At 71.5% G+C, this 23,100-nt stretch carries 22 protein-coding genes and 6 tRNA genes; 19 read left to right on the top strand and 9 right to left on the bottom strand.

Annotation, left to right across the window (positions count from 1 at the left end; all coding sequences use genetic code 11):
• Positions 1-218 precede the first annotated feature (218 nt).
• The 3 genes from cobT (at position 219) to ACIBCU_RS27400 (ending at position 5,829) form a co-directional block, all read left to right on the top strand.
• Positions 219-3,446 (top strand): nicotinate-nucleotide--dimethylbenzimidazole phosphoribosyltransferase, encoded by a 3,228-nt coding sequence (gene cobT, locus ACIBCU_RS27410; RefSeq protein ID WP_399234689.1) that lies wholly within the window; start codon positions 219-221, stop codon positions 3,444-3,446.
• Positions 3,447-3,688: 242 nt separating this feature from the next.
• Complete coding sequence (gene cobA, locus ACIBCU_RS27405) at positions 3,689-4,942, top strand: uroporphyrinogen-III C-methyltransferase (protein WP_362929340.1); 1,254 nt, start codon at positions 3,689-3,691, stop codon at positions 4,940-4,942.
• Between the two features lie 62 nt (positions 4,943-5,004).
• Positions 5,005-5,829, top strand: a complete 825-nt coding sequence (locus ACIBCU_RS27400; protein ID WP_362929338.1) for an RNA methyltransferase — start codon at positions 5,005-5,007, stop codon at positions 5,827-5,829.
• Here the strand turns inward: ACIBCU_RS27400 and ACIBCU_RS27395 are convergent.
• A complete protein-coding gene (locus ACIBCU_RS27395; RefSeq protein WP_399234686.1) occupies positions 5,802-7,157 on the bottom strand; it encodes a protein kinase in 1,356 nt (451 codons plus the stop codon). The two genes, ACIBCU_RS27400 and ACIBCU_RS27395, sit on opposite strands and share 28 nt — an antisense overlap.
• A 205-nt stretch (positions 7,158-7,362) precedes the next feature.
• Between ACIBCU_RS27395 and ACIBCU_RS27390 the strand changes: the two genes are divergently transcribed.
• The 5 genes from ACIBCU_RS27390 to ACIBCU_RS27370 all read left to right on the top strand — a co-directional run bounded on the left by ACIBCU_RS27390 (position 7,363) and on the right by ACIBCU_RS27370 (position 11,109).
• Entirely contained in the window at positions 7,363-7,614 is a 252-nt protein-coding gene (locus ACIBCU_RS27390; protein WP_362929334.1) for a hypothetical protein, read from the top strand.
• Between the two features lie 233 nt (positions 7,615-7,847).
• Positions 7,848-8,054, top strand: a complete 207-nt coding sequence (locus ACIBCU_RS27385) for a hypothetical protein (RefSeq protein WP_362929332.1) — start codon at positions 7,848-7,850, stop codon at positions 8,052-8,054.
• A gap of 241 nt (positions 8,055-8,295) precedes the next feature.
• Entirely contained in the window at positions 8,296-9,258 is a 963-nt protein-coding gene (locus tag ACIBCU_RS27380) for an aminoglycoside phosphotransferase family protein (RefSeq protein WP_362929330.1), read from the top strand.
• 63 nt (positions 9,259-9,321) lie between these two features.
• On the top strand, positions 9,322-9,630 hold the full coding sequence (locus ACIBCU_RS27375) for a zf-TFIIB domain-containing protein (protein ID WP_362929328.1): 309 nt from the start codon (positions 9,322-9,324) through the stop codon (positions 9,628-9,630).
• A gap of 129 nt (positions 9,631-9,759) precedes the next feature.
• Positions 9,760-11,109, top strand: a complete 1,350-nt coding sequence (locus ACIBCU_RS27370) for an OFA family MFS transporter (protein ID WP_399234683.1) — start codon at positions 9,760-9,762, stop codon at positions 11,107-11,109.
• Between the two features lie 150 nt (positions 11,110-11,259).
• Here the strand turns inward: ACIBCU_RS27370 and ACIBCU_RS27365 are convergent.
• From ACIBCU_RS27365 to ACIBCU_RS27345, 5 genes are all read right to left on the bottom strand, one after another.
• A tRNA-Val gene (locus ACIBCU_RS27365) sits at positions 11,260-11,334 on the bottom strand.
• Between the two features lie 23 nt (positions 11,335-11,357).
• A tRNA-Val gene (locus tag ACIBCU_RS27360) sits at positions 11,358-11,429 on the bottom strand.
• Between the two features lie 19 nt (positions 11,430-11,448).
• Positions 11,449-11,520 (bottom strand) — tRNA-Val (locus tag ACIBCU_RS27355).
• A 1-nt stretch (position 11,521) separates the two neighbouring features.
• A tRNA-Cys gene (locus tag ACIBCU_RS27350) sits at positions 11,522-11,595 on the bottom strand.
• 37 nt (positions 11,596-11,632) lie between these two features.
• Positions 11,633-11,705 (bottom strand) — tRNA-Gly (locus ACIBCU_RS27345).
• 144 nt (positions 11,706-11,849) lie between these two features.
• Between ACIBCU_RS27345 and ACIBCU_RS27340 the strand changes: the two genes are divergently transcribed.
• The 3 genes from ACIBCU_RS27340 to ACIBCU_RS27330 all read left to right on the top strand — a co-directional run bounded on the left by ACIBCU_RS27340 (position 11,850) and on the right by ACIBCU_RS27330 (position 14,629).
• Positions 11,850-12,902, top strand: coding sequence for a chorismate-binding protein (locus ACIBCU_RS27340; protein ID WP_399234681.1), 1,053 nt, complete (start codon positions 11,850-11,852; stop codon positions 12,900-12,902).
• On the top strand, positions 12,899-13,720 hold the full coding sequence (locus tag ACIBCU_RS27335; protein WP_399234679.1) for an aminotransferase class IV: 822 nt from the start codon (positions 12,899-12,901) through the stop codon (positions 13,718-13,720). The genes ACIBCU_RS27340 and ACIBCU_RS27335 overlap by 4 nt, the downstream gene beginning before the upstream one ends.
• 72 nt (positions 13,721-13,792) lie before the next feature.
• Complete coding sequence (locus ACIBCU_RS27330; protein WP_399234678.1) at positions 13,793-14,629, top strand: GNAT family N-acetyltransferase; 837 nt, start codon at positions 13,793-13,795, stop codon at positions 14,627-14,629.
• 37 nt (positions 14,630-14,666) lie between these two features.
• Here ACIBCU_RS27330 and ACIBCU_RS27325 read toward each other — a convergent pair whose 3' ends face one another.
• Positions 14,667-15,182: a DsbA family protein gene (locus tag ACIBCU_RS27325; RefSeq protein WP_362929318.1), complete on the bottom strand. Its 516-nt coding sequence runs from the start codon at positions 15,180-15,182 to the stop codon at positions 14,667-14,669.
• A 154-nt stretch (positions 15,183-15,336) separates the two neighbouring features.
• On the opposite strand from ACIBCU_RS27325, the gene ACIBCU_RS27320 reads away from it, so the two are divergent.
• From ACIBCU_RS27320 to ACIBCU_RS27310, 3 genes are all read left to right on the top strand, one after another.
• Entirely contained in the window at positions 15,337-15,798 is a 462-nt protein-coding gene (locus tag ACIBCU_RS27320; RefSeq protein WP_362929316.1) for a hypothetical protein, read from the top strand.
• Positions 15,799-16,116: 318 nt separating this feature from the next.
• Positions 16,117-17,136 carry a LacI family DNA-binding transcriptional regulator gene (locus ACIBCU_RS27315; protein WP_362929314.1) on the top strand — a complete coding sequence of 340 codons (1,020 nt, stop codon included), beginning with the start codon at positions 16,117-16,119 and terminating at the stop codon, positions 17,134-17,136.
• Positions 17,137-17,302: 166 nt separating this feature from the next.
• Entirely contained in the window at positions 17,303-17,458 is a 156-nt protein-coding gene (locus ACIBCU_RS27310; RefSeq protein WP_356712427.1) for a hypothetical protein, read from the top strand.
• 109 nt (positions 17,459-17,567) lie between these two features.
• Here the strand turns inward: ACIBCU_RS27310 and ACIBCU_RS27305 are convergent, their stop codons facing one another.
• Positions 17,568-18,125: a CGNR zinc finger domain-containing protein gene (locus tag ACIBCU_RS27305; protein WP_362929312.1), complete on the bottom strand. Its 558-nt coding sequence runs from the start codon at positions 18,123-18,125 to the stop codon at positions 17,568-17,570.
• 432 nt (positions 18,126-18,557) lie between these two features.
• The gene (locus tag ACIBCU_RS27300; protein WP_003959770.1) at positions 18,558-18,971 is read right to left on the bottom strand and encodes an SsgA family sporulation/cell division regulator; all 414 of its coding nucleotides are present in this window, start codon (positions 18,969-18,971) and stop codon (positions 18,558-18,560) included.
• Positions 18,972-19,161: 190 nt separating this feature from the next.
• On the opposite strand from ACIBCU_RS27300, the gene ACIBCU_RS27295 reads away from it, so the two are divergent.
• The 5 genes from ACIBCU_RS27295 (at position 19,162) to ACIBCU_RS27275 (ending at position 23,100) form a co-directional block, all read left to right on the top strand.
• Positions 19,162-19,617, top strand: coding sequence for a TIGR02611 family protein (locus ACIBCU_RS27295; protein ID WP_399234675.1), 456 nt, complete (start codon positions 19,162-19,164; stop codon positions 19,615-19,617).
• 55 nt (positions 19,618-19,672) lie between these two features.
• Positions 19,673-19,744, top strand: a tRNA-Val gene (locus tag ACIBCU_RS27290).
• Positions 19,745-19,953: 209 nt separating this feature from the next.
• Positions 19,954-21,240 carry an ABC transporter substrate-binding protein gene (locus ACIBCU_RS27285; RefSeq protein ID WP_399234672.1) on the top strand — a complete coding sequence of 429 codons (1,287 nt, stop codon included), beginning with the start codon at positions 19,954-19,956 and terminating at the stop codon, positions 21,238-21,240.
• A gap of 10 nt (positions 21,241-21,250) precedes the next feature.
• Positions 21,251-22,243: a sugar ABC transporter permease gene (locus ACIBCU_RS27280; protein WP_362929306.1), complete on the top strand. Its 993-nt coding sequence runs from the start codon at positions 21,251-21,253 to the stop codon at positions 22,241-22,243.
• Positions 22,240-23,100: a carbohydrate ABC transporter permease gene (locus ACIBCU_RS27275; protein ID WP_399234670.1), complete on the top strand. Its 861-nt coding sequence runs from the start codon at positions 22,240-22,242 to the stop codon at positions 23,098-23,100. The genes ACIBCU_RS27280 and ACIBCU_RS27275 overlap by 4 nt, the downstream gene beginning before the upstream one ends.

Below are 23,100 nucleotides of genomic sequence, written 5' to 3'. Positions count from 1 at the left end.
ACGGCGTAACCGGGGGACGCGCAACGTGGCGTAGTCCACAGCGAGCCGAGGCAGAAGTGTCTGTCGCGGCGGCGAACGGCCGCGAGAATGTATACCTCCGCGCGCGTTTCGTGCCGCGCGGGGAGCCCGCTCGTTCTTGTTGACGAGCACCGGCGTGCCGTGGTTCGGGCATCCCGGGCGAAGGGCGAAGGAGCACTGACGATGGGCGAGGGGTACGCATGACTGACACCGGCCAGATCCCGGGCGAGGGACTGCCGGAGAACGCAGGCATGGTGGAGCAGCCGGGCGTCCCCGCCCCGGACGCCTACACCTACCTCGAACCCTCCGAGCACACACCAGAGGACGACGACCTCCTTCTGATGCCCGCACCCCAGGGCGCCTGGAGCGACGCTCCGGCCGCACCGGGGGGCCTGCCCGAGCAGTTCCCGGCGCACGACGGGGCGGTGAACGGCACCCACGGGTCCGGCGCCGCGGACCTCAACGGCGTACGGGTCGCGGCGCACGCACCCGCGCAGGTCCCGGTCGCGGCCGCGCCGGCCCGGCGTCCGCTGCACCGCGGCCCCGCTTCCACCGAGGCGCCCTCCTACGGGGGGCCGCCGACCGGGGGAGTCGTCCGCTCGCTCGCGGACCGGGGGCCGGCCGGCCCGCAGAACCCGATGCCCGTGCGGCACGCGGGACCGCCGACGACAGGGCCCGAGTACTTCGACGTCCCGGCGGACGACGCTTCCATGCTGCCCGGCCCGCAGCTGGGCGAGATCCCGCCCCAGGGCGCGCCCGCGTGGGGCGCGCCGGAGCCGGCCGTGGCGCCCGAGACGGTGGTGGAGCCTCCGGTTGCGGAGCCTGTGGCACCCGACGCGGCTGTCGCGCCTGCCGAACCGGTCGGACCCGACGCGGCTGTCGCGCCTGCCGAACCGGTCGAACCCGTCGTGGCCGCCCCGCCCGTCGCTCCCGTCACTCCCGCAGAAACGGTCGCCCCGGAGCCCGTGGCGGCCGTGATTCCGGAGACTCCCGTCGAGCCGTTGCCCGTGCCGGAGACGTCGGAGGAGCGTCCCGCGGAGGCGCTGGCCGAGGCCCCGGCCCTCGTACCGGTCGACGCTCCCGCCGACGTGCCCGTCGACACTCCCGTCGAACTGCCCGTCGAGGCCGCAGCCCCGGCTGAGCCGGTGGGGCAGTTCGTGCCCGTGGAGGGACCCGTACCGACGGCTCCGCACCTCGCCCCGACTCCCGCGGCCGGGACCGCCGTCCCCGTCACCGAGCCCGAGCCGGCCGCCGAGCCCGCGCCCCCCGTGGCGGAGCCCGCACCGGCCGTGCCCGAGGCCGTGGAGGCGCCGGAGCCGGTCGCCGTCCAGCAGCCCGAGGCCGCGCCCGAGCCCGTCGCGGAGCCCGAGCCCCTCGTCGTACCGCGGGCCGGACCCCAGATCCTGGCCGAGCGGGGGCCGGAGCCGGAGCCCGGAACCGGACCCGAGATCATCGAGACCCCCGACGCCGAGACCCCCGAGGCCGTGACTCCGGAGGCCGTGACCCCGGAGGTCCTGGAGCCCGAGGCCCCGGAAGCCGAGCCCCTGGTGGCCCAGGCCCCGGCGGTCGAGGCCCCGGCCCCTGCCGAGGAAGCCCTCCAGGAGACCCCGGCCCCTGTCGAGGCGCCGGAGGAGACCGAAGAGGCCGAGGCCGAAACAGCCCCCGCCGAGGCCGCCGAGCCCGATGCCCCCGCCTCCCTTCCCGCCCCCGGCTACGACGACGCCGAGCGCGAAGCCGTTCTGCGGGTCATGCGTGAACGCCGCGACATCCGCAACGGCTTCCGCAGCGACCCCATCCCTCACGAGGTCCTCCTCCGCGTCCTGGAGGCGGCGCACACCGCGCCGAGCGTCGGCCACTCGCAGCCCTGGGACTTCGTCGTCATCCGCTCCGCGGAGACGCGCCGTTCCATGCACGAACTGGCCCAGCGTCAGCGTGAGGCGTACGCCAAGTCGCTGCCCAAGGCCCGGGCCAAGCAGTTCAAGGAACTGAAGATCGAGGCCATCCTCGACACGCCCGTGAACATCGTCGTCACCGCCGACCCCACCCGCGGCGGCCGCCACACCCTGGGGCGGCACACCCAGCCGCAGATGGCCCCGTACTCCTCGGCGCTCGCCGTGGAGAACCTCTGGCTGGCGGCCCGCGCGGAAGGCCTCGGTGTCGGCTGGGTCAGCTTCTTCGACGAGCGGGAGATGGTCCGGGCGCTCGGCCTCCCCGAACACCTCGAAGTCGTCGCCTACCTCTGCGTCGGATACGTCGACGAATTCCCCGAGGAGCCCGAACTGATGCAGGCGGGCTGGTCCAAGCGCCGCCCGCTGTCCTGGGTCGTCCACGAGGAGACGTACGGCCGCCGCGCACTGCCGGGCGAGGAGCCGCACAACCTCCTCCAGGAGACCATCGCCGGCATCCGCCCGCTGGACGCCAAGGCGCTCGGCGAGGCGTGGGAACGCCAGAAGCGGATGACGAAGCCCGCCGGCGCGCTGGGCATGCTGGAGATCATCTCCGCGCAGCTCTCCGGGCTCTCCCGGCTCTGCCCGCCGCCGATCCCGGAACCCGCCGCCGTCGCGATCTTCGCCGGTGACCACGGGGTGCACGCCCAGGGCGTCACGGCGTGGCCGCAGGAGGTCACCGGCCAGATGGTCGCCAACTTCCTCGGTGGCGGCGCCGTCTGCAACGCCTTCGCCGCCCAGGTCGGCGCCGAGGTCTGCGTCGTCGACGTCGGTGTGGCGTCCGAACTCCCCGCGACGCCCGGCCTGCTGCCCAGGAAGGTCCGCGCCGGAACGGCCGACTTCACCACGGGTCCGGCCCTCACCCGCGAAGAAGTACTCGCGGCCATCGAGGTGGGCATCGAGACCGCCCGCGACCTGGTGGCCGCAGGCAACAAGGGCCTGCTCACCGGTGAGATGGGCATCGCCAACACCACCGCGTCGGCCGCGCTGATCTGCGTCTACAGCGGCCTGGACCCCTCGGAGGTGACCGGGCGCGGCACCGGGATCAACGACGAGATGCACGCCCGCAAGGTCGATGTGGTGCGCCGCGCCCTGGACCTGCACCAGCCCGACCCGACGGACCCCATCGGCGTACTGGCCGCGGTCGGCGGCCTGGAGCACGCCGCCATGGCGGGCTTCCTGCTGGGCGGCGCCTCGCTCCGTACGCCGGTGATCCTGGACGGTGTGAGTGCCGGCGCCGCCGCGCTGGTCGCCCGGGCGATCGCCCCCGAGGCGCTCGCCGCGTGCATCGCGGGGCACCGCAGCGCGGAACCCGGCCATGTCGCCGCGCTCAACAAGCTGGGCCTGCGCCCGCTGGTCGACCTCGACCTCCGCCTCGGTGAGGGTACGGGCGCGCTGCTCGCGCTCCCCATCGTGCAGAGCGCCGCCCGCGCGATGCACGAGGTGGCGACGTTCGACTCCGCGGGCGTCACGGAGAAGTAGCCGCCACGTGCCCGGACGCGCCCGACCGGCCCGTCCGGGCACCACGCGGGCACATCCGGGCGCGGTCGGCCGCACCCGGGCCTCCGGGCCCGCCGGGGGCGGCCCGCCGCACAGCCCGGGTGCCGTGCCCACCCCGTATCGTGGTCCCACGCGTCACCGCCTCACACCGCCCACGTCACCGCCGCTCCACCGCCGCAGCGGCCCGCAGCACACCGCACCCTGCACGAGGAGCCCGCACGACCATGGCCGAGCATGACGATCACCCTGCCTACCCCGTCGGACTGCGCCTGAACGGGCGCCGCGTCGTCGTCGTCGGCGGTGGCCAGGTCGCGCAGCGCCGGCTGCCCGCCCTCATCGCGGCCGGGGCCGACATCACCCTGGTGTCCCCGTCGGCGACGGCATCCGTCGAGGCGATGGCCGACACCGGTGAGATCCGCTGGGAGCGCCGCAGGTATCAGGACGGCGACCTCGCCGACACCTGGTACGCCCTCGTCGCGTCGTCCGACGCCGCCGCCAACGACGCCGCGTCCGCCGAGGCCGAGCGCACCCGCACCTGGTGCGTCCGGAGCGACGACGCGGAGGCGGCCACCGCCTGGACCCCGGCCACCGGCCGCAGCGAAGGGATCACGGTCGCCGTCCTCACCACCACCTCGCAGGGCCGCGACCCCCGGCACTCCGCCGCGGTCCGCGACGCGATCGTGGAGGGCCTGCGCGACGGCACCCTCGCCGCCCCGCACCACCGCACCCGCGCCCCCGGCGTCGCGCTGGTGGGCGGTGGCCCCGGCGACCCCGACCTGATCACGGTCCGCGGCCGCCGTCTCCTCGCCGAGGCCGACGTGGTCATCGCCGACCGTCTCGGCCCCCGCGACCTGCTCGACGAGCTCCCGCCGCACGTCGAGGTGATCGACGCCGCGAAGATCCCGTACGGCCGGTACATGGCGCAGGAGGCGATCAACCAGGCGCTGATCGACCACGCCAAGGCCGGCAGGTCCGTGGTCCGTCTCAAGGGCGGCGACCCGTTCGTCTTCGGCCGCGGCATGGAGGAGGCACAGGCTCTGGCCGCCGAGGGCATCGCCTGCACGGTCGTCCCCGGCATCTCCAGCTCGATCTCCGTGCCGGGAGCGGCGGGCATCCCCGTCACCCACCGGGGCGTCGCGCACGAGTTCACGGTGGTCAGCGGTCATGTGGCACCCGACGACCCGAGGTCCCTGGTCGACTGGAAGGCCCTTGCTCAGCTGCGCGGCACCCTGGTCCTCCTGATGGCCGTCGACAAGATCGGCGCCATCTCCCAGGCCCTCATCGCCCACGGCAAGGCCCCCGACACCCCGGTGGCCCTGGTCCAGGAGGGCACCACGGCAGCCCAGCGCAGGGTCGACGCGACCCTCGCGGACGTCGGGGAGAGGGCCGTCACGGAAGAGGTACGCCCCCCGGCCGTCATCGTCATCGGCGATGTCGTCGCCGTCGCCACGGACCCGGCCGGCCGGCTCGAAGGCTGAGCGGCCGGACCTCCGCCGCGCTTCCGCACTCCCACACCACCCCGACAAGGCAGTAGCACCCCGTGGCAGAACTCATCACCGTCGACGACCCGGACGACCCTCGCCTGGGCGACTACACAGGCCTGACCGACGTCGAGCTCCGGCGACGGCGTGAACCCGCCGAGGGCCTCTTCATCGCCGAGGGCGAGAAGGTGATCCGGCGTGCCGGGAACGCCGGGTACGAGATGCGGTCCATGATGCTCTCCGCCAAGTGGATCGACGTCATGCGCGATGTGATCGACGAGGCCACCGCACCGGTCTACGCGGTCACACCGGCTCTCGCCGAACGCGTCACCGGCTACCACGTACACCGTGGGGCCCTCGCCTCCATGCAGCGCAAGCCGCTTCCCGACGCCGGCACGCTGCTGTCCCCGGAGCGGGGGGACGTACGGCGGGTCGCCGTGTTCGAGGACATCGTCGACCACGCCAATCTCGGAGCGGCCTTCCGCAACGCCGCCGCACTCGGCGTCGACGCCGTCCTGCTCACCCCGCGCTGCGCCGACCCGCTCTACCGGCGGGCGGTCAAGGTCTCCATGGGGTCCGTCTTCCACGTCCCCTGGACCCGCCTGACGTCATGGCCCGAGGACGTCGCCGTGCTGCGCGAGGCGGGCTTCACCACCGCCGCACTCTGCCTCAGCGACATGTCGATCACCCTGGACGAACTCGTCGCACAGCAGCACGAGAAGCTGGCGCTCGTCTTCGGCACCGAGGGCGACGGCCTCACGCCCGGGGCGCTCGCCGCGGCCGACGCCCATGTACGTATCCCGATGGACGCCGGGGTCGACTCGCTCAACGTCGCCGCGGCCTCCGCCGTCGCCTTCTACGCGACCCGGGCCGGATCCGCCTGAGCCGGAGCCGCCCCGCGCACGTGCGTGGGGCCGGCGGCGGCCCCGTCGTACGTCTGTGACGGCGAGCCCCCCAGCCCGCGCGCCGGGCCCTGGCAGCCCTGGGCGGCCGCGATGCCGAGCGCGACGAGCAGCGTCACCACGACGAAGACGACGAGCCGCTGGCGCAGCAGCCGTGGGTTGGCCGGCCGCCGCTTCCCGCCCTTCCCCGCCGAGGTCGTCCGGACACCGGGCCTCGAGGCCTGCCTGCCGTTCGTGCCCTTGGGCCCGTGGGACTGCTGACCGGAGCGTGGGCCGCCCCGCGCCGCCCGGGACTGCGAACCACCGGTGCGAGGGGCCGCCGGGCGCGACGACGCGGGGCGCCGGCCGCCCGGCGCACGTGACTCCTGCGCGGCCCCCCCGGCCGTGTGCCGGGTGGCCTGTTCGGTGGACGGGCCGTCCATCCGGCCGGTCGGCCGGTCCAGCTCCTGCGCGCTCCGCTGGGCGGGCGGACGGCGCTCCTGCAGCCCCTGTGCCTCCCGGGCGGCGATCTCCTTGAGCCGCATGGAGAGCTGCAGGGTGCTCGGCCGCTCCTCCGGGTCCTTCGCCAGACAGGCCCGTACGAGGGGGGCGAGCGCGTCGTGCACATCGAACAGATGCGGTTCCTCGTGCACCACGCGGTAGAGCATCACCTCGGAACTTCCGTGCCCGAAGGGCGAGTCCGCCATCGCCGCGTAGGCCAGGGTGGCGCCCAGCGAGAACACGTCCGTCGCGGGGGTCACCGCCGCACCGCGCACCTGCTCGGGCGCCAGGAAGCCCGGCGAGCCGACGGCCGTCCCCACATGGGTGAGCGTGCTGGCCCCGGTCGCCCAGGCGATGCCGAAGTCGATGATCCGGGGGCCCTTGGGGGAGAGGAGGATGTTGGACGGCTTCAGGTCACGGTGGACGACACCGGCCTCGTGCACCGCCACCAGACCCTCCGAGAGCGCCGCCCCGATCGAGGCCACCTCGGCCGCCGACAGAGGGCCCTCCTCGACGACCTTGTCGTGCAGCGAGGGACCCGGTACGTACTGCGTCGCGAACCACGGACGGTCCGCCTCCAGGTCGGCGGCCACCAGCCGGGCCGTGCAGCCGCCGCGGATCCTCCGGGCGGCGGACACCTCGCGCGCGAAACGCGAGCGGAACTCCTGGTCCTCCGCCAGATCAGGCCGGATCACCTTCAGCGCCACCCGCTGGCCCCGGCGGTCGGAACCCAGATAGACGACGCCCATGCCGCCCGCGCCCAGTCGCCGGTGCAGCCTGAACGAGCCGACGACACGCGGGTCCTCGCGCCGGAGCCGCATCATCGCCATCGTCTGCCCATCCCCGCTGCCGGTCCGCCTGACGAGGCACAGCTTACGTACCCGTGGCGCGGCGCGCTCAGAGGCCGCGCCCTCACCGGCCCATCGATTGTCAGTGCCCGGTGGGAGAATTGAGGAGTGGTCAGGGAGCCGGGGATCCGGGCTCCGTGGCCCGTGCGAGATCTCAAAGGACCGTCGCATAAGGGGGATTGGATCAATGAAGGGCGATCGTGTGGAAATAGTCGTGGACGCGGGTGACACGACCAGGACGTACGAAGTGGTGGCCTCCAGGGCAGGCCGAAGGGTGGAGACAGCGGTCCGCCGGGGGGTGGTGGAAGTGAGTGAAGTCACCCGAAGTGGATCAGTTGTCCGTACCGCCCGGTTCATGGCGACCAAGGTGCTCGCCCTGGTGGAACAGCCGGTCCCTCGCGAGGAGGCCTCCGAGCGCCCCCCGAACACCTGGGCCTGACCCCGGAAACGACCTCCGGCCCGAGCGAACGGGTGCCGTGGCCCTCACCGTTTCTCCACCCAGAGGAGTACACGGGAGGTGGTCGGCTCATCCTCCGGGAGGCCGGGCATTCGGTACGCGGGCATGACGCCCTGGGCCTTCCGTCTCCCTAATCTTGAAGTCAAGCGGCGGGCGTGGAACTCGTCCCCCGAGGCCAGACGCCCGCCGCTCCGGAACAGGTCAGGAGAGGAACCATGGCGGACACGGCCGCGCGGACGATCATCCGCACGCAAGGACGCAGGGCATACGCCTCGTTCGGCGTACGCGCGTCCGGTACGCGCCACCCGCTGGTGGCGACAGCCATGGTTCTTCCCCTGGCGGCCCTGCTGGTCGTCGTCTTCGGCGGCTGGGACGCAGTGGTCACACAGGCGTCGTCCGTGGGCGTGATGCTGGGGCGCTGAGCGGCGCCCCGGGTCCGGAAGAGCGGTCCGGACCGGGACATCCGGCCAACAGCCCCGTGGGGACGGGGGTGCGGCGGACGGCAGCGTTTGTCCGGCCAGCTGGGGAGCTGGCCGGACATCGCGCTGTCCGGACCCGTTCCGCGCCGCGGCGGCCCGTCGCACGCCGCGGCACCGGCAGCCGCGTACGATCGCCGCCGGGACCGGCCGCGGGCCGGCCGATCACCTCCGCGGGAGCCGTCCGATGACCACCACCCCTGTCGTACGCGCGCTGGGCCGGCTCGCGCACGACAGCGCCCACGCCGGCACCACGGCATGCGTGTGCGCGCCGCCCCAGGTGCTCGCGGACCGGCCCGACGCCACGGTGGTCCGCAGCGGCCCGCACGTCGCCAAGGCGCACGCCCCGGACTCCGACCCCGCCGCCCTGGCGGCCCGCCTTTCCCTGGCCGCCTCGCCCCGGCTGGCGGGGATCCTGCTCCCGCCCCTGCCCGCCCCGGACGGGCCACCGGACAGCGCGCAGGGCCGCACCGTGAGCCTCTGGCCGTACGGCTCGCCCGTCGACCCCTCGGACCCGGGCGCCGCCCCCTGGGAGGAAGCCGCCGCTCTCCTGGCCCGGCTGCACCGCACCCCGCCGCCCCATCCGCTCCCGCCGATGCGCGGACCGGTCAAGGCCGCCCGGGCCGTGGCGCGGATGCGCGCCGCCCGCCCCGGCGACCCGGCTGCCGGCCCCGTGCTGGCCGCCTGGCGCGGGCTGCCCGGCTGGGCCCGCGCCGAGCAGCCGACGCCGGAGCACCGGGACGGCTTCCTCTGCCACGGCGATCTCCACCTCGGCCAGCTCGTGCGGCATCCCGCGCGGCGCGGCCCCTGGCTGCTGATCGACATCGACGACACGGGCCTGGGCGACCCCGCCTGGGACCTGGCGCGGCCCGCGGCCTGGTACGCCGCCGGCCTGCTGTCGCCCGAGATCTGGCTGCGCTTCCTCGACACCTACCGGGCGTCCGGCGGCCCCGCCGTACGTGCCGAAGGGGACCCGTGGCCCGAGCTGGACGTCGCGGCACGAGCGCTCACGGTGCAGACGGCAGCCCTCGCACTCGCCAAGTCCGCGGCGGAGGGCCGCAGTCCGGATGAGGTGGAACAGTTGATGATCGACGCATGTGTCCGAATTGCGTCCCTCCCGCCCGAGTTGGCATCCGAATGCGCGTCGTAGGGTGAAGCGTGCGCCGCCGGGCATGTATCCGGCGACGCCGCCACGACCTGAGGAGTCCACCCGATGATCCAGTGCCCCAAGTGTCATGCGCAGATGAACACGTACAACCGCAACGGTGTGCAGATCGAGCAGTGCAGCGGCTGCCGCGGGATATTCCTCGACTACGGCGAGCTGGAGTCCCTGACCCGCCTGGAGTCGCAGTGGGCGCAGCAGGCCCCGCCCGCGCCGCCCGCCCCGCAGCAGGGCTACCCCGCCGCTCAGCAGCCCTACCCCGCGGCGCCGGCCCCCGCCTGGGGAGCGCCGCACCAGGGCGGTCACTACGGCGGCCACCACCGCCAGAAGAGCTTCGGCCGGATGCTGTTCAGCTCCTGACCGCGGCTTCTGAGCGGGTAGTGCCGCAGGGTGGGCCCGGGCCGACGCCCGGGCCCGCATTGCATACGGTCGACCGACTTCCTCTCATGATCTAGTCATGGCCATGGCTGATGCCTAGAGTGCGGATCCATGAACTTCCTCGACAGGTCCCGGACTGTCGCGCCCCCGGGGTGGAGCCGCTGGCTCGTACCGCCCGCCGCGCTCGCCGTGCACCTCTCCATCGGACAGGCCTACGCCTGGAGCGTGTTCAAGCCCCCGCTCGAGTCCGCTCTCGACCTCTCGGGCACCGCCAGTGCTCTCCCGTTCCAGCTGGGCATCGTCATGCTCGGCCTCTCGGCCGCGTTCGGCGGCACCCTCGTCGAACGCAACGGCCCACGCTGGGCGATGTTCGTCTCCCTCGTCTGCTTCTCCTCCGGCTTCCTCGTCGCCGCGCTCGGCGCCTCCACCGGCCAGTACTGGCTCGTCGTCCTCGGCTATGGATTCATAGGCGGCATAGGGCTCGGCATCGGCTACATCTCGCCGGTGTCCACCCTCATCAAGTGGTTCCCCGACCGGCCCGGCATGGCCACCGGCATCGCCATCATGGGATTCGGCGGCGGCGCCCTCATCGCCTCACCCTGGTCCACCGGGATGCTGGAGAGCTTCGGAACGGACCGCTCCGGCATCGCCACGGCCTTCCTCGTCCACGGTGTCGTCTACGCCGCCTTCATGGCGCTCGGCGTCTTCCTCGTGCGGGTGCCGCCGGACGGCTGGCTCCCCGACGGCTGGGAACCGAAGCAGGAGACCCGCAGGCTCGTCACCAACGCCCAGGTCTCCGCCCGCAACGCCCTGCGCACTCCGCAGTTCTGGTGCCTGTGGGTGGTCCTCTGCATGAACGTCACCGCGGGTATCGGCATCCTCGAGAAGGCCGTGCCCATGATCCAGGACTTCTTCGCGAACACCGCCACCCCGGTCTCGGTCTCCGCGGCGGCGGGCTTCGTCGCCCTGCTCTCGCTGGCCAACATGGGCGGACGCCTCCTGTGGTCCTCCACCTCGGACCTGATCGGCCGTAAGAACATGTACCGGATCTACCTCGGCGTCGGCGCGCTCATGTACGTGGTCATCGCCCAGCTGGGGGACGACTCCAAGCCGCTCTTCATCTGCTGCGCGCTGGTGATCCTCTCCTTCTACGGCGGCGGGTTCTCGACCGCGCCGGCCTATCTGAAGGATCTCTTCGGCACCTACCAGGTGGGAGCCATCCACGGCCGCCTGCTGACCGCCTGGTCCACGGCCGGTGTCCTCGGCCCGCTGATCGTCAACCGGGTCGCGGACGCGGGGGAGCGGGCAGGGCACAGCGGCCCCAGCCTCTACACGACCTCCCTGACGATCATGATCGGGCTGCTGATCGTCGGCTTCGTCGCCAACGAGTGCATACGCCCGGTCAACGCACGCTTCCACGAGGCACCGGAAGGGAGCCCCCGTGTCCACCAGCAGTCGTAAGCCCCTCATGGCGTTCGTCTGGCTCTGGGTCGCCCTGCCGTTCGCCTACGGACTGTACGAGCTCGTCCGCAAGGCCACCCAGCTCTTCACCGGCTGAACCCCCCGCCCACGACGAAACCCCCGGTCGTCGAGACGACCGGGGGTTTCGGCTGGTGCGCGATACTGGGATTGAACCAGTGACCTCTTCCGTGTCAGGGAAGCGCTCTCCCGCTGAGCTAATCGCGCAGGGTGAACCTGCGTGTACTGCGTGCGCGATACTGGGATTGAACCAGTGACCTCTTCCGTGTCAGGGAAGCGCTCTCCCGCTGAGCTAATCGCGCGGGGGCCCTTGCGGACCGGTGGACGATACTGGGATTGAACCAGTGACCCCTTCCGTGTCAGGGAAGTGCTCTCCCGCTGAGCTAATCGTCCTTGGAGGTGGAGACGGGATTTGAACCCGTGTAGACGGCTTTGCAGGCCGTTGCCTCGCCTCTCGGCCACTCCACCAGGGATGGGGGTTCGGGAAGATCCCCCATCTACTGCGAGCGGACGACCAGGTTCGAACTGGCGACCTCAACCTTGGCAAGGTTGCGCTCTACCAACTGAGCTACGTCCGCTTGTCTTTCCCGGACCGCTTGCGCGTCCCGGCGACGTGTTGAACTCTAGCGGATTCCCGGGCCAGCACAAAAACGCGTTTGCGCAGCGTGCTGCGCCACCGTCGCCCGCCGCAGGTCACCGCGTGCCGCCTTAGACTCGGTCACGTGCGCGACCTCACCCCCCTTGCCCGCTTCGGTGGCCTCGTCGCCTCCGGCCTGCTGGATGTCACCAGCGACCCAGCCGCTCTTGAATCGTCCGGTTTCTGGGCGGTATGTGTTGATTTCGAAGGCCGCCCGGTCTGTGCCCGCTTCGCCACCGTGCGGTCCGAAGAGGTCCCGCTCCCCGTGCCCGGGGCATGGCGAGGGCCCTCCCCGGAGGAGTGGACGTCCTCACTCGACGAGCAGGCCTACATGGCCGGCGTACGACGGATCCGTGAACACATCGCGGCCGGCGAGGTCTACCAGGCCAACCTCTGCAGGGTCCTGTCCGCGCCGCTGCCCGGCCCCCGGACCGACGTGGACGCGCTCACGGCGCTGCTCGCCCGCGGCAACCCGGCGCCCTACGCGGGAACGATCCGGCTCCCGGAGCACGGGGTGGAGATCGCCACCGCCTCTCCCGAGCTCTTCCTCGCACGCGACGGCCGGACCGTCCAGTCCGGTCCGATCAAGGGCACCGGGCGCACCGAGGACGATCTGCTGGAGAAGGACCACGCGGAGAACGTCATGATCGTGGATCTGGTCCGCAACGACCTGAGCCGCGTCTGCGTACCCGGCAGCGTGAGCGTCCCCGACCTCTGCGCCGTGGAGAAGCACCCCGGGCTCGTCCACCTCGTCTCCACCGTGCGCGGACGGCTCGCCGACGGCGCCGGGTGGCCGGAGCTGCTCACCGCCGCGTTCCCGCCCGGATCCGTCACCGGCGCGCCCAAGTCCAGCGCGCTGGGGATCATCGAAGCTCTGGAGACAGCCCCCCGTGGCCCGTACTGCGGAGCGGTCGGCTGGGTGGACGCCGACCGGGGCACCGCGGAACTGGCCGTCGGCATACGGACCTTCTGGATCGACCGGACCGGGCCCGCCCCCCTTCTCCGCTTCGGCACCGGAGCCGGCATCACCTGGGGATCCGACCCGGCGCGCGAATGGGCCGAGACCGAGCTCAAGGCCTCCCGGCTGCTCGCTGTAGCGTCAGGCGCCTACGAGGAGACAGGGAGAACCGCGTCATGAGGATCTGGGTCAACGGCGGACTGCACGACGCCGATGACGCACGGCTGTCCGTGTTCGATCACGGGCTGACCGTGGGGGACGGCATCTTCGAGACCGTCAAGGTCGCCGGGGGCCGCCCCTTCGCCCTCACCCGGCACCTCGACCGGCTGACGCGCTCGGCCAGGGGCCTCGGCCTGACGGACCCCGATCACGACGAGGTCCGCCACGCTGTGGCGGCGGTCGTCGAGGCCAACCCCATGGAGCTCGGCCGGCTCCGGATCACCTGCACCGGCGGTCTCTCGCCGCTCGGCTCCGAGCGCGGGGACGCCGGGCCCAGCCTGGTCGTCGCGCTGGGCGGGACGACACGCCGCCCCGACAGCACGGCCGTGGTGACCGTCCCCTGGACGCGCAACGAACGCGGCGCGGTGACGGGCCTCAAGACCACCTCGTACGCCGAGAACGTCGTCGCTCTCGCGCGCGCCCACGAGGACGGCGCCTCGGAGGCGCTCTTCCCCAACACGGTCGGGCAGCTCTGCGAGGGCACCGGCTCCAACGTCTTCGTGGTCCTCGAGGGCCGGATCCACACGCCCCCCGTCGCCTCGGGGTGCCTCGCGGGGATCACCCGCGCACTGGTCGTGGAGTGGACGGGTGCGCAGGAGACCGACCTCCCGCTGGACGTGCTCGAGCGGGCCGACGAGATCTTCCTGACCTCCACACTCCGCGACATCCAGGCCGTCCACCGGGTCGACGCGCGGGAGCTGCCCGGCGTCCCGGGGCCCGTGACGGCGAAGGCGATGAGGGTCTTCGACGAGCGAGCGGCGGACGATCTCGACCCCTGAGGCCGGGCCGGACACCGGAACCGGGACCGAAAAAGGGGTGACGGCTCGCCGCCCAGCGGATAGAACGACCTGATGACCACGACCATCCGGCCGGCCGAGCCGGTCCAGCAAGGCGCCGACGGCGTGCGGACACGGACGTACGACGTGTGCGACAACGGGCGGCCCGTGGGCGCCGTCGCCATCTCCACCGACCCGGCGTTCGGCGCCTCGGCGGGCATACTCCGGTCGCTCGGCATCGACGAGGCGCACCGGAGGCGTGGCCGGGGGACCATCGCCGCGCTCGCCGCCGAGGAGGTGCTCCGCGGCTGGGGCTGTACGCAGGTCCGCCTGGTGGCCCCCGTGGACAACCCTGCCGCCCGGGCCCTGGCGGCCGTACTCGGCTACACCGAGCGCAGCCGCAACATGCTGAAGACCCTCCGGCGGACCGCCCCCGCACTGCCCGGCGGGGTCACCGGACGTCCCATGACGGAGCAGGAGTACGCCGCGTGGGAGGCCACCAGCATCCCCACGTACATCCAGGAGTGGGTGGAGCGCGGCGTCCCGGAGGAGCAGGCGCGGCGCAAGTCCGAGAGGGACCACGCCACCAGTCTGCCGGACGGCCTGGCCACCCCCGGCATGTACTTCCACGTCCTCGTCCACGACGGCGCCGTCGTCGGCCATGTCTGGGTGGCGCGTCGTGACGTGCCGGACGGTGACGACCTCGGATACGTCTTCGACGTGGAGGTGCGCGAGGAGTACCGGGGGCGCGGATACGGCCGGGCGCTGATGCACCTGGCGGAGGACATCACGCTCGACGCCGGCCTCGGCCTCCTCGGCCTGCACGTCTTCGCGAACAACACACCCGCGCTGCGGCTGTACGAGTCGCTCGGTTACGAGGTGACGCAGTACAACCTGGCCAAGGCGCTGTAGCCGGCCTACATGCACGGCCGCCGACAGCGCCGGGCTGTCAGCCCTGCCCGGCGAGCAGACGGTCGGCGATCTCCTCGATACGCGCGAGCAGCCCGTCCTGGCTCTTCCCGCCGTCCAGCCGCTCGTCACCGATCACGTACGTCGGGGTCCCCGTGACGCCGATCGCCTTGCCCTCGGCCTGGTCCGCGTCCACGATCAGCAGATGCCGGCCGTCGATCAAGGCGGTGTCGAACTCCTCGGCGTCCAGCCCCAGTTCGCCCGCCACCTCGAGCAGCAGGGGCTCGCCCGCGCGGGCGAGGTCGGCGGTGCGGGCCAGGACGGCCTCGATGTACGGCCATCCCTTGCCCTGGACGGCGGCCTCCTCGGCGGCCTGCGCCGCGGCGTACGCGTGCTTGTTCTTCTGAAGCGGGAAGTGGCGCAGCCGTACCTCCAGCCGGTCGCCGTAACGGGCGCGCAGGGCGTGGACGTCGGAGAGGGCCCGGTGGCAGTCGGGGCACTGGAGCTCGCACCAGAGGTCGAGGACGACCGGTGCGGCGGAGGGGGAATCGCTCATGAAACCAGTCTTTCAGGCCGGACCCGCGCTTCCCAATCGGGACCTGGGGAGGACCGCGGCCCTGAAATGTCCCTGATGTGGGCCCGCGCCGTGGCCCCTGTGGCAGTGGCCGGTGCAGGATGGAAGGGACGTATCCCGATCGCTGGAGGCACCGATGCTTGCCGAGACCATCTGTTCCGCGGTGTCGGCGGCGGGTTTGGGCATCGCCGCGATCACCGCGTACCGAAAGCGGTTCCTCACGGCGACCCGGATCGCCGCCTACTCGCTCGTGCCCGTCGGGCTGGTGATGACCGGTGTCGTCGAGTGGGTGTCCGGCATCGTCTTCAAGCCGAGCGTCTGGCTCGGCTTCGGGCTGCTGGCCGTGGCCTGGCTGCTCTTCATGACCACGCGCGCGGTGGAGCGCCGAAGCGGCTCGACCCGCAAGGAGCGCAAGGCCGCGCGGGCGGCGGAGCAGGGCGCGGCGGTGGCGCCGGGCGCGTCGTCGCCCTCGCTGACCTCCGGTGCAGGAGCGACGGCCGCGCAGGCGCGGGAGAAGCCGAAGAAGCAGCAGCAGGCTGCCGCGCCCGGTGACGACTTCAGTGACATCGAGGCCATTCTGAAGAAGCACGGGATCTGACAGGCCGCTCGGGCGTCCCGTCCGGAGAGGCCCGGTGACAGGAAGCCGTGGCACGCAAGGGGCGTGAATCGATTCATGGCCGACCCCGGGCAGCGGAATGCCGACGCCCGTCCCGGGTCTGGGTATTCTCGGGGTTGTGCCGCCCCGATCTTGACGGTATCCCGTGGATGCGGTTAGCGTCCCGCACGGATTGAAACAATTCAATCCAGTTGGGCGCGGCCCGGGCGACGGTGCGACGGACCGTGCTGGACGTCCGTCCGAGGACCAGGGACCGGCGCCGACGCGCGGCGGCCGGACGGCATCAGTGGGGCAGGGCAAGTGGGGCGTGTGGCAGGGATCAAGGACGTGGCCCGGCAGGCCGGAGTCTCGGTGGGCACGGTCTCCAACGTGATCAACCGTCCCGAGGCGGTGCTTCCCGACACCCGGGCCCGTGTGCTGGCGGCGATCGAGGAGCTCGGCTACGTACGCAGCGAGTCGGCCAGGCAGCTCAGGGCGGGCCGCAGCCGCATCATGGCCCTGCTCGTGCTGGACATGGGCAACCCGTTCTTCGTCGACGTCGCGCGCGGCGCCGAGCGAGCGGCCCGGGAGGCCGGTCTCGGCGTGATGGTCTGCAACAGCGGCCAGAGCCCGGAGGAGGAGGCCGAATATCTCGGGCTCTTCGCCGAGCAGCGGGTCTGCGGCGTGCTGGTCACCCCGGCCGACGCCACCGGCGGCAACCTCGAAGCCTTCGCCCGCCACCGGATCCCCTACGTGCTGGTCGACCGCGTGGCAGCCTCCACCGACAGCTGTGCCGTCTCCGTGGACGACGTGCGCGGCGGCACGCTCGCCGTGGGGCATCTCGTCTCGGCGGGCCACCGGTCCGTCGCCTATGTGAGCGGACCCGGCGATCTCCATCAGATCAGGGACCGCCGCGAAGGTGCCCTCGCGGCGCTCGCCGAGGCGGGGCTCGGCCCCGAGGCGCTCGTGGAGATCCCCTCCGACCGCCTGGACGTGGCGGCCGGCCGCGACGCGGGGGCCAGACTCCTCGGCCTCGTGCCCAGACCGACCGCCGTGTTCTGCGCCAACGACCTGCTGGCGCTCGGAGTCCTGCAGTCGCTGTACGCCGCAGGGGTGCGGGTGCCGCAGGACGTCGCCATCGTCGGCTACGACGACATCGAGTTCGCCGCGGCCGCCGCCGTGCCTCTCACCTCGGTCCGGCAGCCCGCCGTGGTGATGGGCAGGATGGCGGCGGAGCTCCTCCTGGAGGAGGCGGACGACGGGGACGGCAGCCACCGGCACCGCAGCGTGGTCCTCCAGCCGGAACTCGTCGTACGCGCCTCCAGCGCCGCCCCGCGCTGACACCGCACGGGCCCGGGGGCCCCGGCACGGGGACACGCGGAGCGAACACATGCGGGACCTTCGGACGCGGGAGCGATTCCCGTTCATCCTGGAGTGTGTGAACTCGCCCTGGGAAAAGCTTTGTTGATCGCCAACAGGGCCCGCTCTGCGTCATGATCACTACGAGATGGTGGACACATCCCGGGGCGACGTCCCCGCACCCCCCGCCGAAGAGCCGCGTGGCTGCCTCTTCGCGCTTTCCCAGCCGCCGCTGATGATTTTCCTGACGGTCGTCGGCGGCCTGCTGCTGATGGCAGCACTGCACGATCTCTTCCTGCTGTGAGCGGCCGCCGCGCTCCTTCCGGCGTGGGCGGCCGCCGCACCCGGACGCCCACCGTCCCGCAGGGCCGCCCCCCTCCCGGGGACGGCCGCACGGCCCGTCTGCGGAGGGTTCAGCGGGCGGCTTCCCGGCGCCGGGCCCGGTACGCGGCGACATGGAGCCGGTTGCCGCAGGTGCGGCTGGAGCAGTAGCGGCGGGAGCGGTTGCGCGACAGGTCGACGAAGGCGTCCCGGCAGTCCGGGGCCTCGCAGCGCCGCAGCCGGTCCTGCGCACCCGCCACGACGATGAAGGCCAGGGCCATGCCGCAGTCGGCCGCGAGGTGGTCCGCGATGGAGGCGTCCGGCGCGAAGTAGTGGACGTGCCAGTCGTAGCCGTCGTGATTCGTGAGCTGCGGGGTGGTGCCGGCCGCGGCCACCAGGCTGTTGACGAGGTCCGCGGCCGTGCGGGCGTCGGGCGCGGCGAATATCTCGGCGAACCGGCCCCGGACGTCCCGCACGGCGCGCAGGTCCTTGTCGCCGAGGGTTCCGACGCCGCTGATGTGGTGGCGCTCCGCGAAGGCGTAGAGCGCGGTGAGCTCCGCGAGCCCGTCGCCCGACTCGCTCTCCGGCGCGGTGTTCACCAGATCGACCACCGTTTCGAGGGCGATCCGGGTGTCGTGTGGGATCAGCACGCTTCGCTCCCTGGCCTCCGGCGGACGGGCGTCCACCGATGCGGGCTGACTCTACTGGCTCGCCGAAGGCGCTCAGGGGCCGGTAGGCGCTCGGCGGGGGAGGGCAGCCCCCTTTTCCCGGCCGGGCGGCGCCGCGGAGCGCACGGGCCGCTCTGGTGGCTCCGGAGGCGGTTCCTGTGGCAGAGGTGAGGCGCGTGGTGCGGATGATGCGGGTGTGGCGAGGGCCGCTCCCCGGCGCGCCCGCTCGCCCCCCGCATTCGTCTCGCCCCCGCGCATTCGTCCCGGCCCCGCCGCGTTCGTCCCGCCCCCGCGCACAGCGGCGCCGCCGCCGCGGTGGGTTCCGCGGCGACGGCGCCGGTGCCTGCCCTGTGAGGTTGTCCGCGCGACGCCGTCTCCCCGAGTCGGACGGCGTCCCGCAGCTCTCGGCCTGGCTCAGCTCTCGGCCAGGATGTGCGAGAGCTCCGTATCGAGGTCGAAGTGACGATGCTCGGTGCCGGGCGGGACCGCGGCGTCGGTCCTCTTCAGGAACGACTCCAGGGCCCGTGCCGGGGCTTCCAGCAGGGCTTCTCCCTCAGGGGAGCTCAGTGCGATGCAGACGACGCCTTGGCCGTGACTACGTGATGGCCAGACGCGGACGTCTCCGGTGCCGGTGGGCCGGTGCAGCCCCTCGGCAAGGAGGTCACGGGCGAAAACCCATTCGACCGTCTCCTCCGCTCCGGTGTGGAAGGTGGCGTGCACGGCATAGGGGTCGGCCGTGTCATACCGCAGGCCCGCGGGTACAGGCAGTGAGGACTCGCTCGACACAACGAGGCGCAGGTGCAGCTCGCAGCTGACCGTGGTGTTCATAAGCGCCAGGGCCTTTCGCTCAGTGTGCGCTCGGGGATTCGCACGTCGGCGAAATCGACATGCCACCTACGGTGCCGTTGTAAACCCCTCTGACCTATTTGTGATGCTTCAGGTCGTTCGTGCAGCGGTGTGTAACTTTGGGTCATGCGTCCATTCCGGTGACGATCGAGGTTCCGGTAGGTTGGGCTCCATGAACGCGGAGAGTGACGAGCGGAAAGAGGTCGCCGCGACGGTGGCCGACAGTTCCGCCGTGGGGGACGGACAGACGGCGGAGCGCGAGCTGGGCTCGAGAGCGCCCGGGTTCATCAAGGGATCGAGAGTTCTCCACCTGAGCTGGCAGGTCGGGATCTTCGTCGTCGGTCTCGCCGTGGTCGGTGCGGGCATCGTGATGCTGCCGCTGCCGGGCCCGGGATGGCTGGTGATCTTCGGCGGCATGGCGATCTGGGCGACCGAGTTCGTCTGGGCGCAGCTCGTCCTGCGCTGGACCCGGCGCAAGGTCACGGAGGCCGCGCAGCGCGCCCTCGACCCCAAGGTCCGGCGGCGCAACATCATCCTCACCACGGTGGGGCTCGTGATCATCGCGGTGCTGGTCGGAATCTACGTCTGGAAGTTCGGCGTAGTGATGCCGTGGAAGATCGACCAGTGACCCGGCGGGTGGTCCGGAGGCACCGCTGACATGGGGTAATGTTTGCGGTGCGCCGGGGCGATTAGCTCAGTGGGAGAGCGCTTCGTTCACACCGAAGAGGTCACTGGTTCGAACCCAGTATCGCCCACCCCGGACCGATGGCCCGGAAGCTTCTGAGAAGCTTCCGGGCCATCGGCGTTTCCGGCTGCGCGCGTCGCCGCCGCCCTCGCCATTTGTTCGGCCCGCCGTCCGGTCACCGAAATTTCGTCCTAACCGTTGACGCGCCCCCTGCCGCTCCCTACTTTGACCCAGCAAGCGCTTTCTAAAACGATTCAATGCGAACGGTGGGGGCGAGCTATGTCTCGGAACAACGGCATGGACCGGCGGCAGCTGCTGAAGCTGGCCGGCCTCTCTGCGGCCGGTCTCGGCCTGACCGCGGCCGGCTGCGGCTCGGGCAGCGGCGGTTCCGGTGGTCCGGTCACCATCCGGCACTCGTGGTGGGGCGCGGACGACCGCGCCAAGAAGGTCCAGCAGTGCGTCACCCTCTTCGAGAAGAAGCACCCGAAGATCAAGGTGAAGACGGACTTCCAGCAGTACGCGGACTTCTGGAAGAAGTTCAACACCCAGGCTGCCGGCGGCAACCCCCCGGACGTCATCCAGAACGCCGTGACCTTCCTGCGCAAGTACGAGGCGAAGAACGTCCTCCTCGACCTCGGCCCCCAGGCGGAGAAGGGCAACCTCGACCTCGGCGGCTTCCGCTCCGGGCTGGAGAAGTTCGCCGAGATCGACGGCAAGCTGCTCGGCGTGCCGGTCGGCAGCAACTCGATGGCCCTGGTCATCGACGAGAAGGTCTACGAGAAGGCCGGCATCACCCCCGAGATCGGCTGGACGTGGGACGACTGGCTGGCCGGTCTGGAGAAGATCAAGCGAGGCCAGAAGATCGCCGGTGACGCCGGACCGCACGGCGTGATGTACCTGTACGACCTGATCCTCCGCCAGAACGGCAAGGCCTTCTTCACCGAGGACGGCATGGGCTTCGGCGAGGACGAACTGCTGCCGTACTGGACCGAGGCCCTCGAGCGGGTCAAGTCGGGGCTCTACGCCGACCCCAGCAAGGTCGAGCAGCTCAAGCCCGCGTCGGCCACCGCCAAGGGCCTGTCCGCGGGTGAGTTCACCTGGGACAACTTCTCGGTCCGCTACAGCGCCGAGGGCAAGAGCAGCTACGGCCTCGCGCCCATCCCGAGCACCGACGGCAAGAAGACCGGCCAGTACCTGGGCTCGCTGATGCTGAGCGGCACGGCGCGGACCAAGCACCCCGCCGAGGTGGCCACCTTCATCAGCTTCATGACCCACGACCCCGAGGTCGCCCGGATCATGGGATACGACCGCGGAGTGCCCGCCACCACCGCGCAGTTCGAGGCCTACGAGCCCGCCGACGCCCCCAGCAAGGCCATCGGCGCGTACGAGACCGCGATCGCCGACGCGGGTGTCCTGGAGCCGATCACCCCGCACCCGGCCGGCGCCGACGTCATCGAGGCGGCCTTCCTGCGCATCGGCGCCGACCTGTCCCTGGGCAAGACCTCGCCGAAGGACTCCGTGAAGCAGTTCTTCTCCGAGGCGAAGACCGCCCTCGGCTCGAACTGAGAGGACCGAGGTGACTCACATCCACACCTCCCCGGACGTGCTCGCAGCCGGGGACGACCGCTCCGTCGCCAAGCGGAACGGTCCCGGAGGAAACGCGCCGCCCCCCGCACAGAAGCGGCGGGACCGCGGCGAGAACCTGGCCGGCTATCTGTTCATGTCGCCCTGGATCGCGGGCTTCCTGTTCCTGATCGCCGGGCCGATGGTGTTCTCGCTGTACCTGTCGTTCACCGAGTACAACCTGTTCGAGGCCCCGCGCTGGATCGGCCTCCAGAACTTCACCGACATGTTCGCGGACCCCCGCTGGCGCCAGTCGGTCAAGGTCACCTCCTGGTACGTGCTGATCGGCACCCCGGTCAAGCTGGCCGCGGCACTCGCCGTCGCCATGCTGCTCGCGCAGAAGCGGTGGGGCCAGTCCTTCTACCGTGCGGCCTTCTACGCCCCGTCCCTCATCGGGGCGAGCGTCTCGGCGGCCATCGTCTGGCGCGCGCTGTTCTCGGACGACGCGATCGTCGACCGTACGCAGAAGGTGTTCGGCTTCGAGGTCGGCGGCTGGATCGGCGACCCCTCGATGATCATCTACGCGCTGATCGCCCTCACCGTCTGGCAGTTCGGCGCGCCGATGGTCATCTTCCTGGCCGGCCTCAAGCAGGTCCCGCGCGAACTGTACGAAGCGGCCGAGGTGGACGGAGCCGGCCCCTGGCGCAGGTTCTTCCACATCACGCTGCCGATGATCTCGCCCGTCCTGTTCTTCAACGTCCTGCTGGAGACCATTCACTCGTTCCAGATCTTCGGCTCGGCCTACATCGTCAGCAACGGCAGCTGCGGACCGGCCGACGCGACGCTCGTCTACACCTGTTACCTGTACGAACAAGGCTTCGTGAACAGCCGCATGGGCTTCGCCTCCGCCATGGGATGGCTGCTGCTCGTGGCGGTCGGACTGGTCACCGCCGTGCTGTTCTGGTCCCAGAAGCGCTGGGTGCACTACGAGGAGGGCGGCCGATGAGTCTCCTGACAGCAGCAGTACGCCGCCGGGGACCGGGCGCACTCGCCTGGCACCTCGGTGCGCTCGTCATCCTCGCCGTGGTCCTCTACCCGGTGGTGTGGACGATCGGCGCCTCGTTCAAGCCCAGTGCCGACATCATCGGTGGCCTGGACCTGTTCCCGGCGGACCCGATCGGCGACAACTACGCCCGGCTCACCGAGGGCATCGCCGACATCCCGATCTCGACGTTCTTCCTGAACTCGACGTACATAGCCGTCGGTTCCGTGATCGGTGTGGTGCTGTCCTGCTCGCTGACCGCCTACGCCTTCGCCAAGGTGCGGTTCGCCGGCCGCAACATCATGTTCGCCGTCATGATCGGCACCCTCCTGCTGCCGTACCACGTACTGATCATTCCGCAGTACGTGATGTTCCAGAAGCTGGAGCTGATCAACACCTTCACGCCGCTGCTGATCGGCAAGTACCTGGCCACCGACGCCTTCTTCGTCTTCCTGATGGTGCAGTTCATGCGCGGTCTGCCCAAGGAGCTCGACGAGGCGGCACGTCTGGACGGCTGCGGGCATCTGAGGACCTACTGGTCCATCGTCATGCCGCTGTGCCGGCCCGCGCTCGTCACCAGTGCGATCTTCACCTTCATCAACGCCTGGAACGACTTCATGGGCCCGCTGCTGTACCTCAACGAGCCGGACAAATACACCGTCTCCATGGGTCTGAAGATGTTCATCGACCAGGACGCGGTGGCGGACTACGGCGGCATGATCGCCATGTCCCTGGTGGCCCTGCTGCCGGTGCTGGCCTTCTTCGTGGCCTTCCAGCGCTATCTGATCGACGGCATGGCCACCTCGGGCCTGAAGGGCTGA

This window comes from Streptomyces sp. NPDC051064 (assembly GCF_044455985.1).
GTDB lineage: Bacteria > Actinomycetota > Actinomycetes > Streptomycetales > Streptomycetaceae > Streptomyces.
The sequence above is the reverse complement of the archived record's forward strand: the minus strand, read 5'-3'. Positions and strand labels throughout refer to the sequence as shown.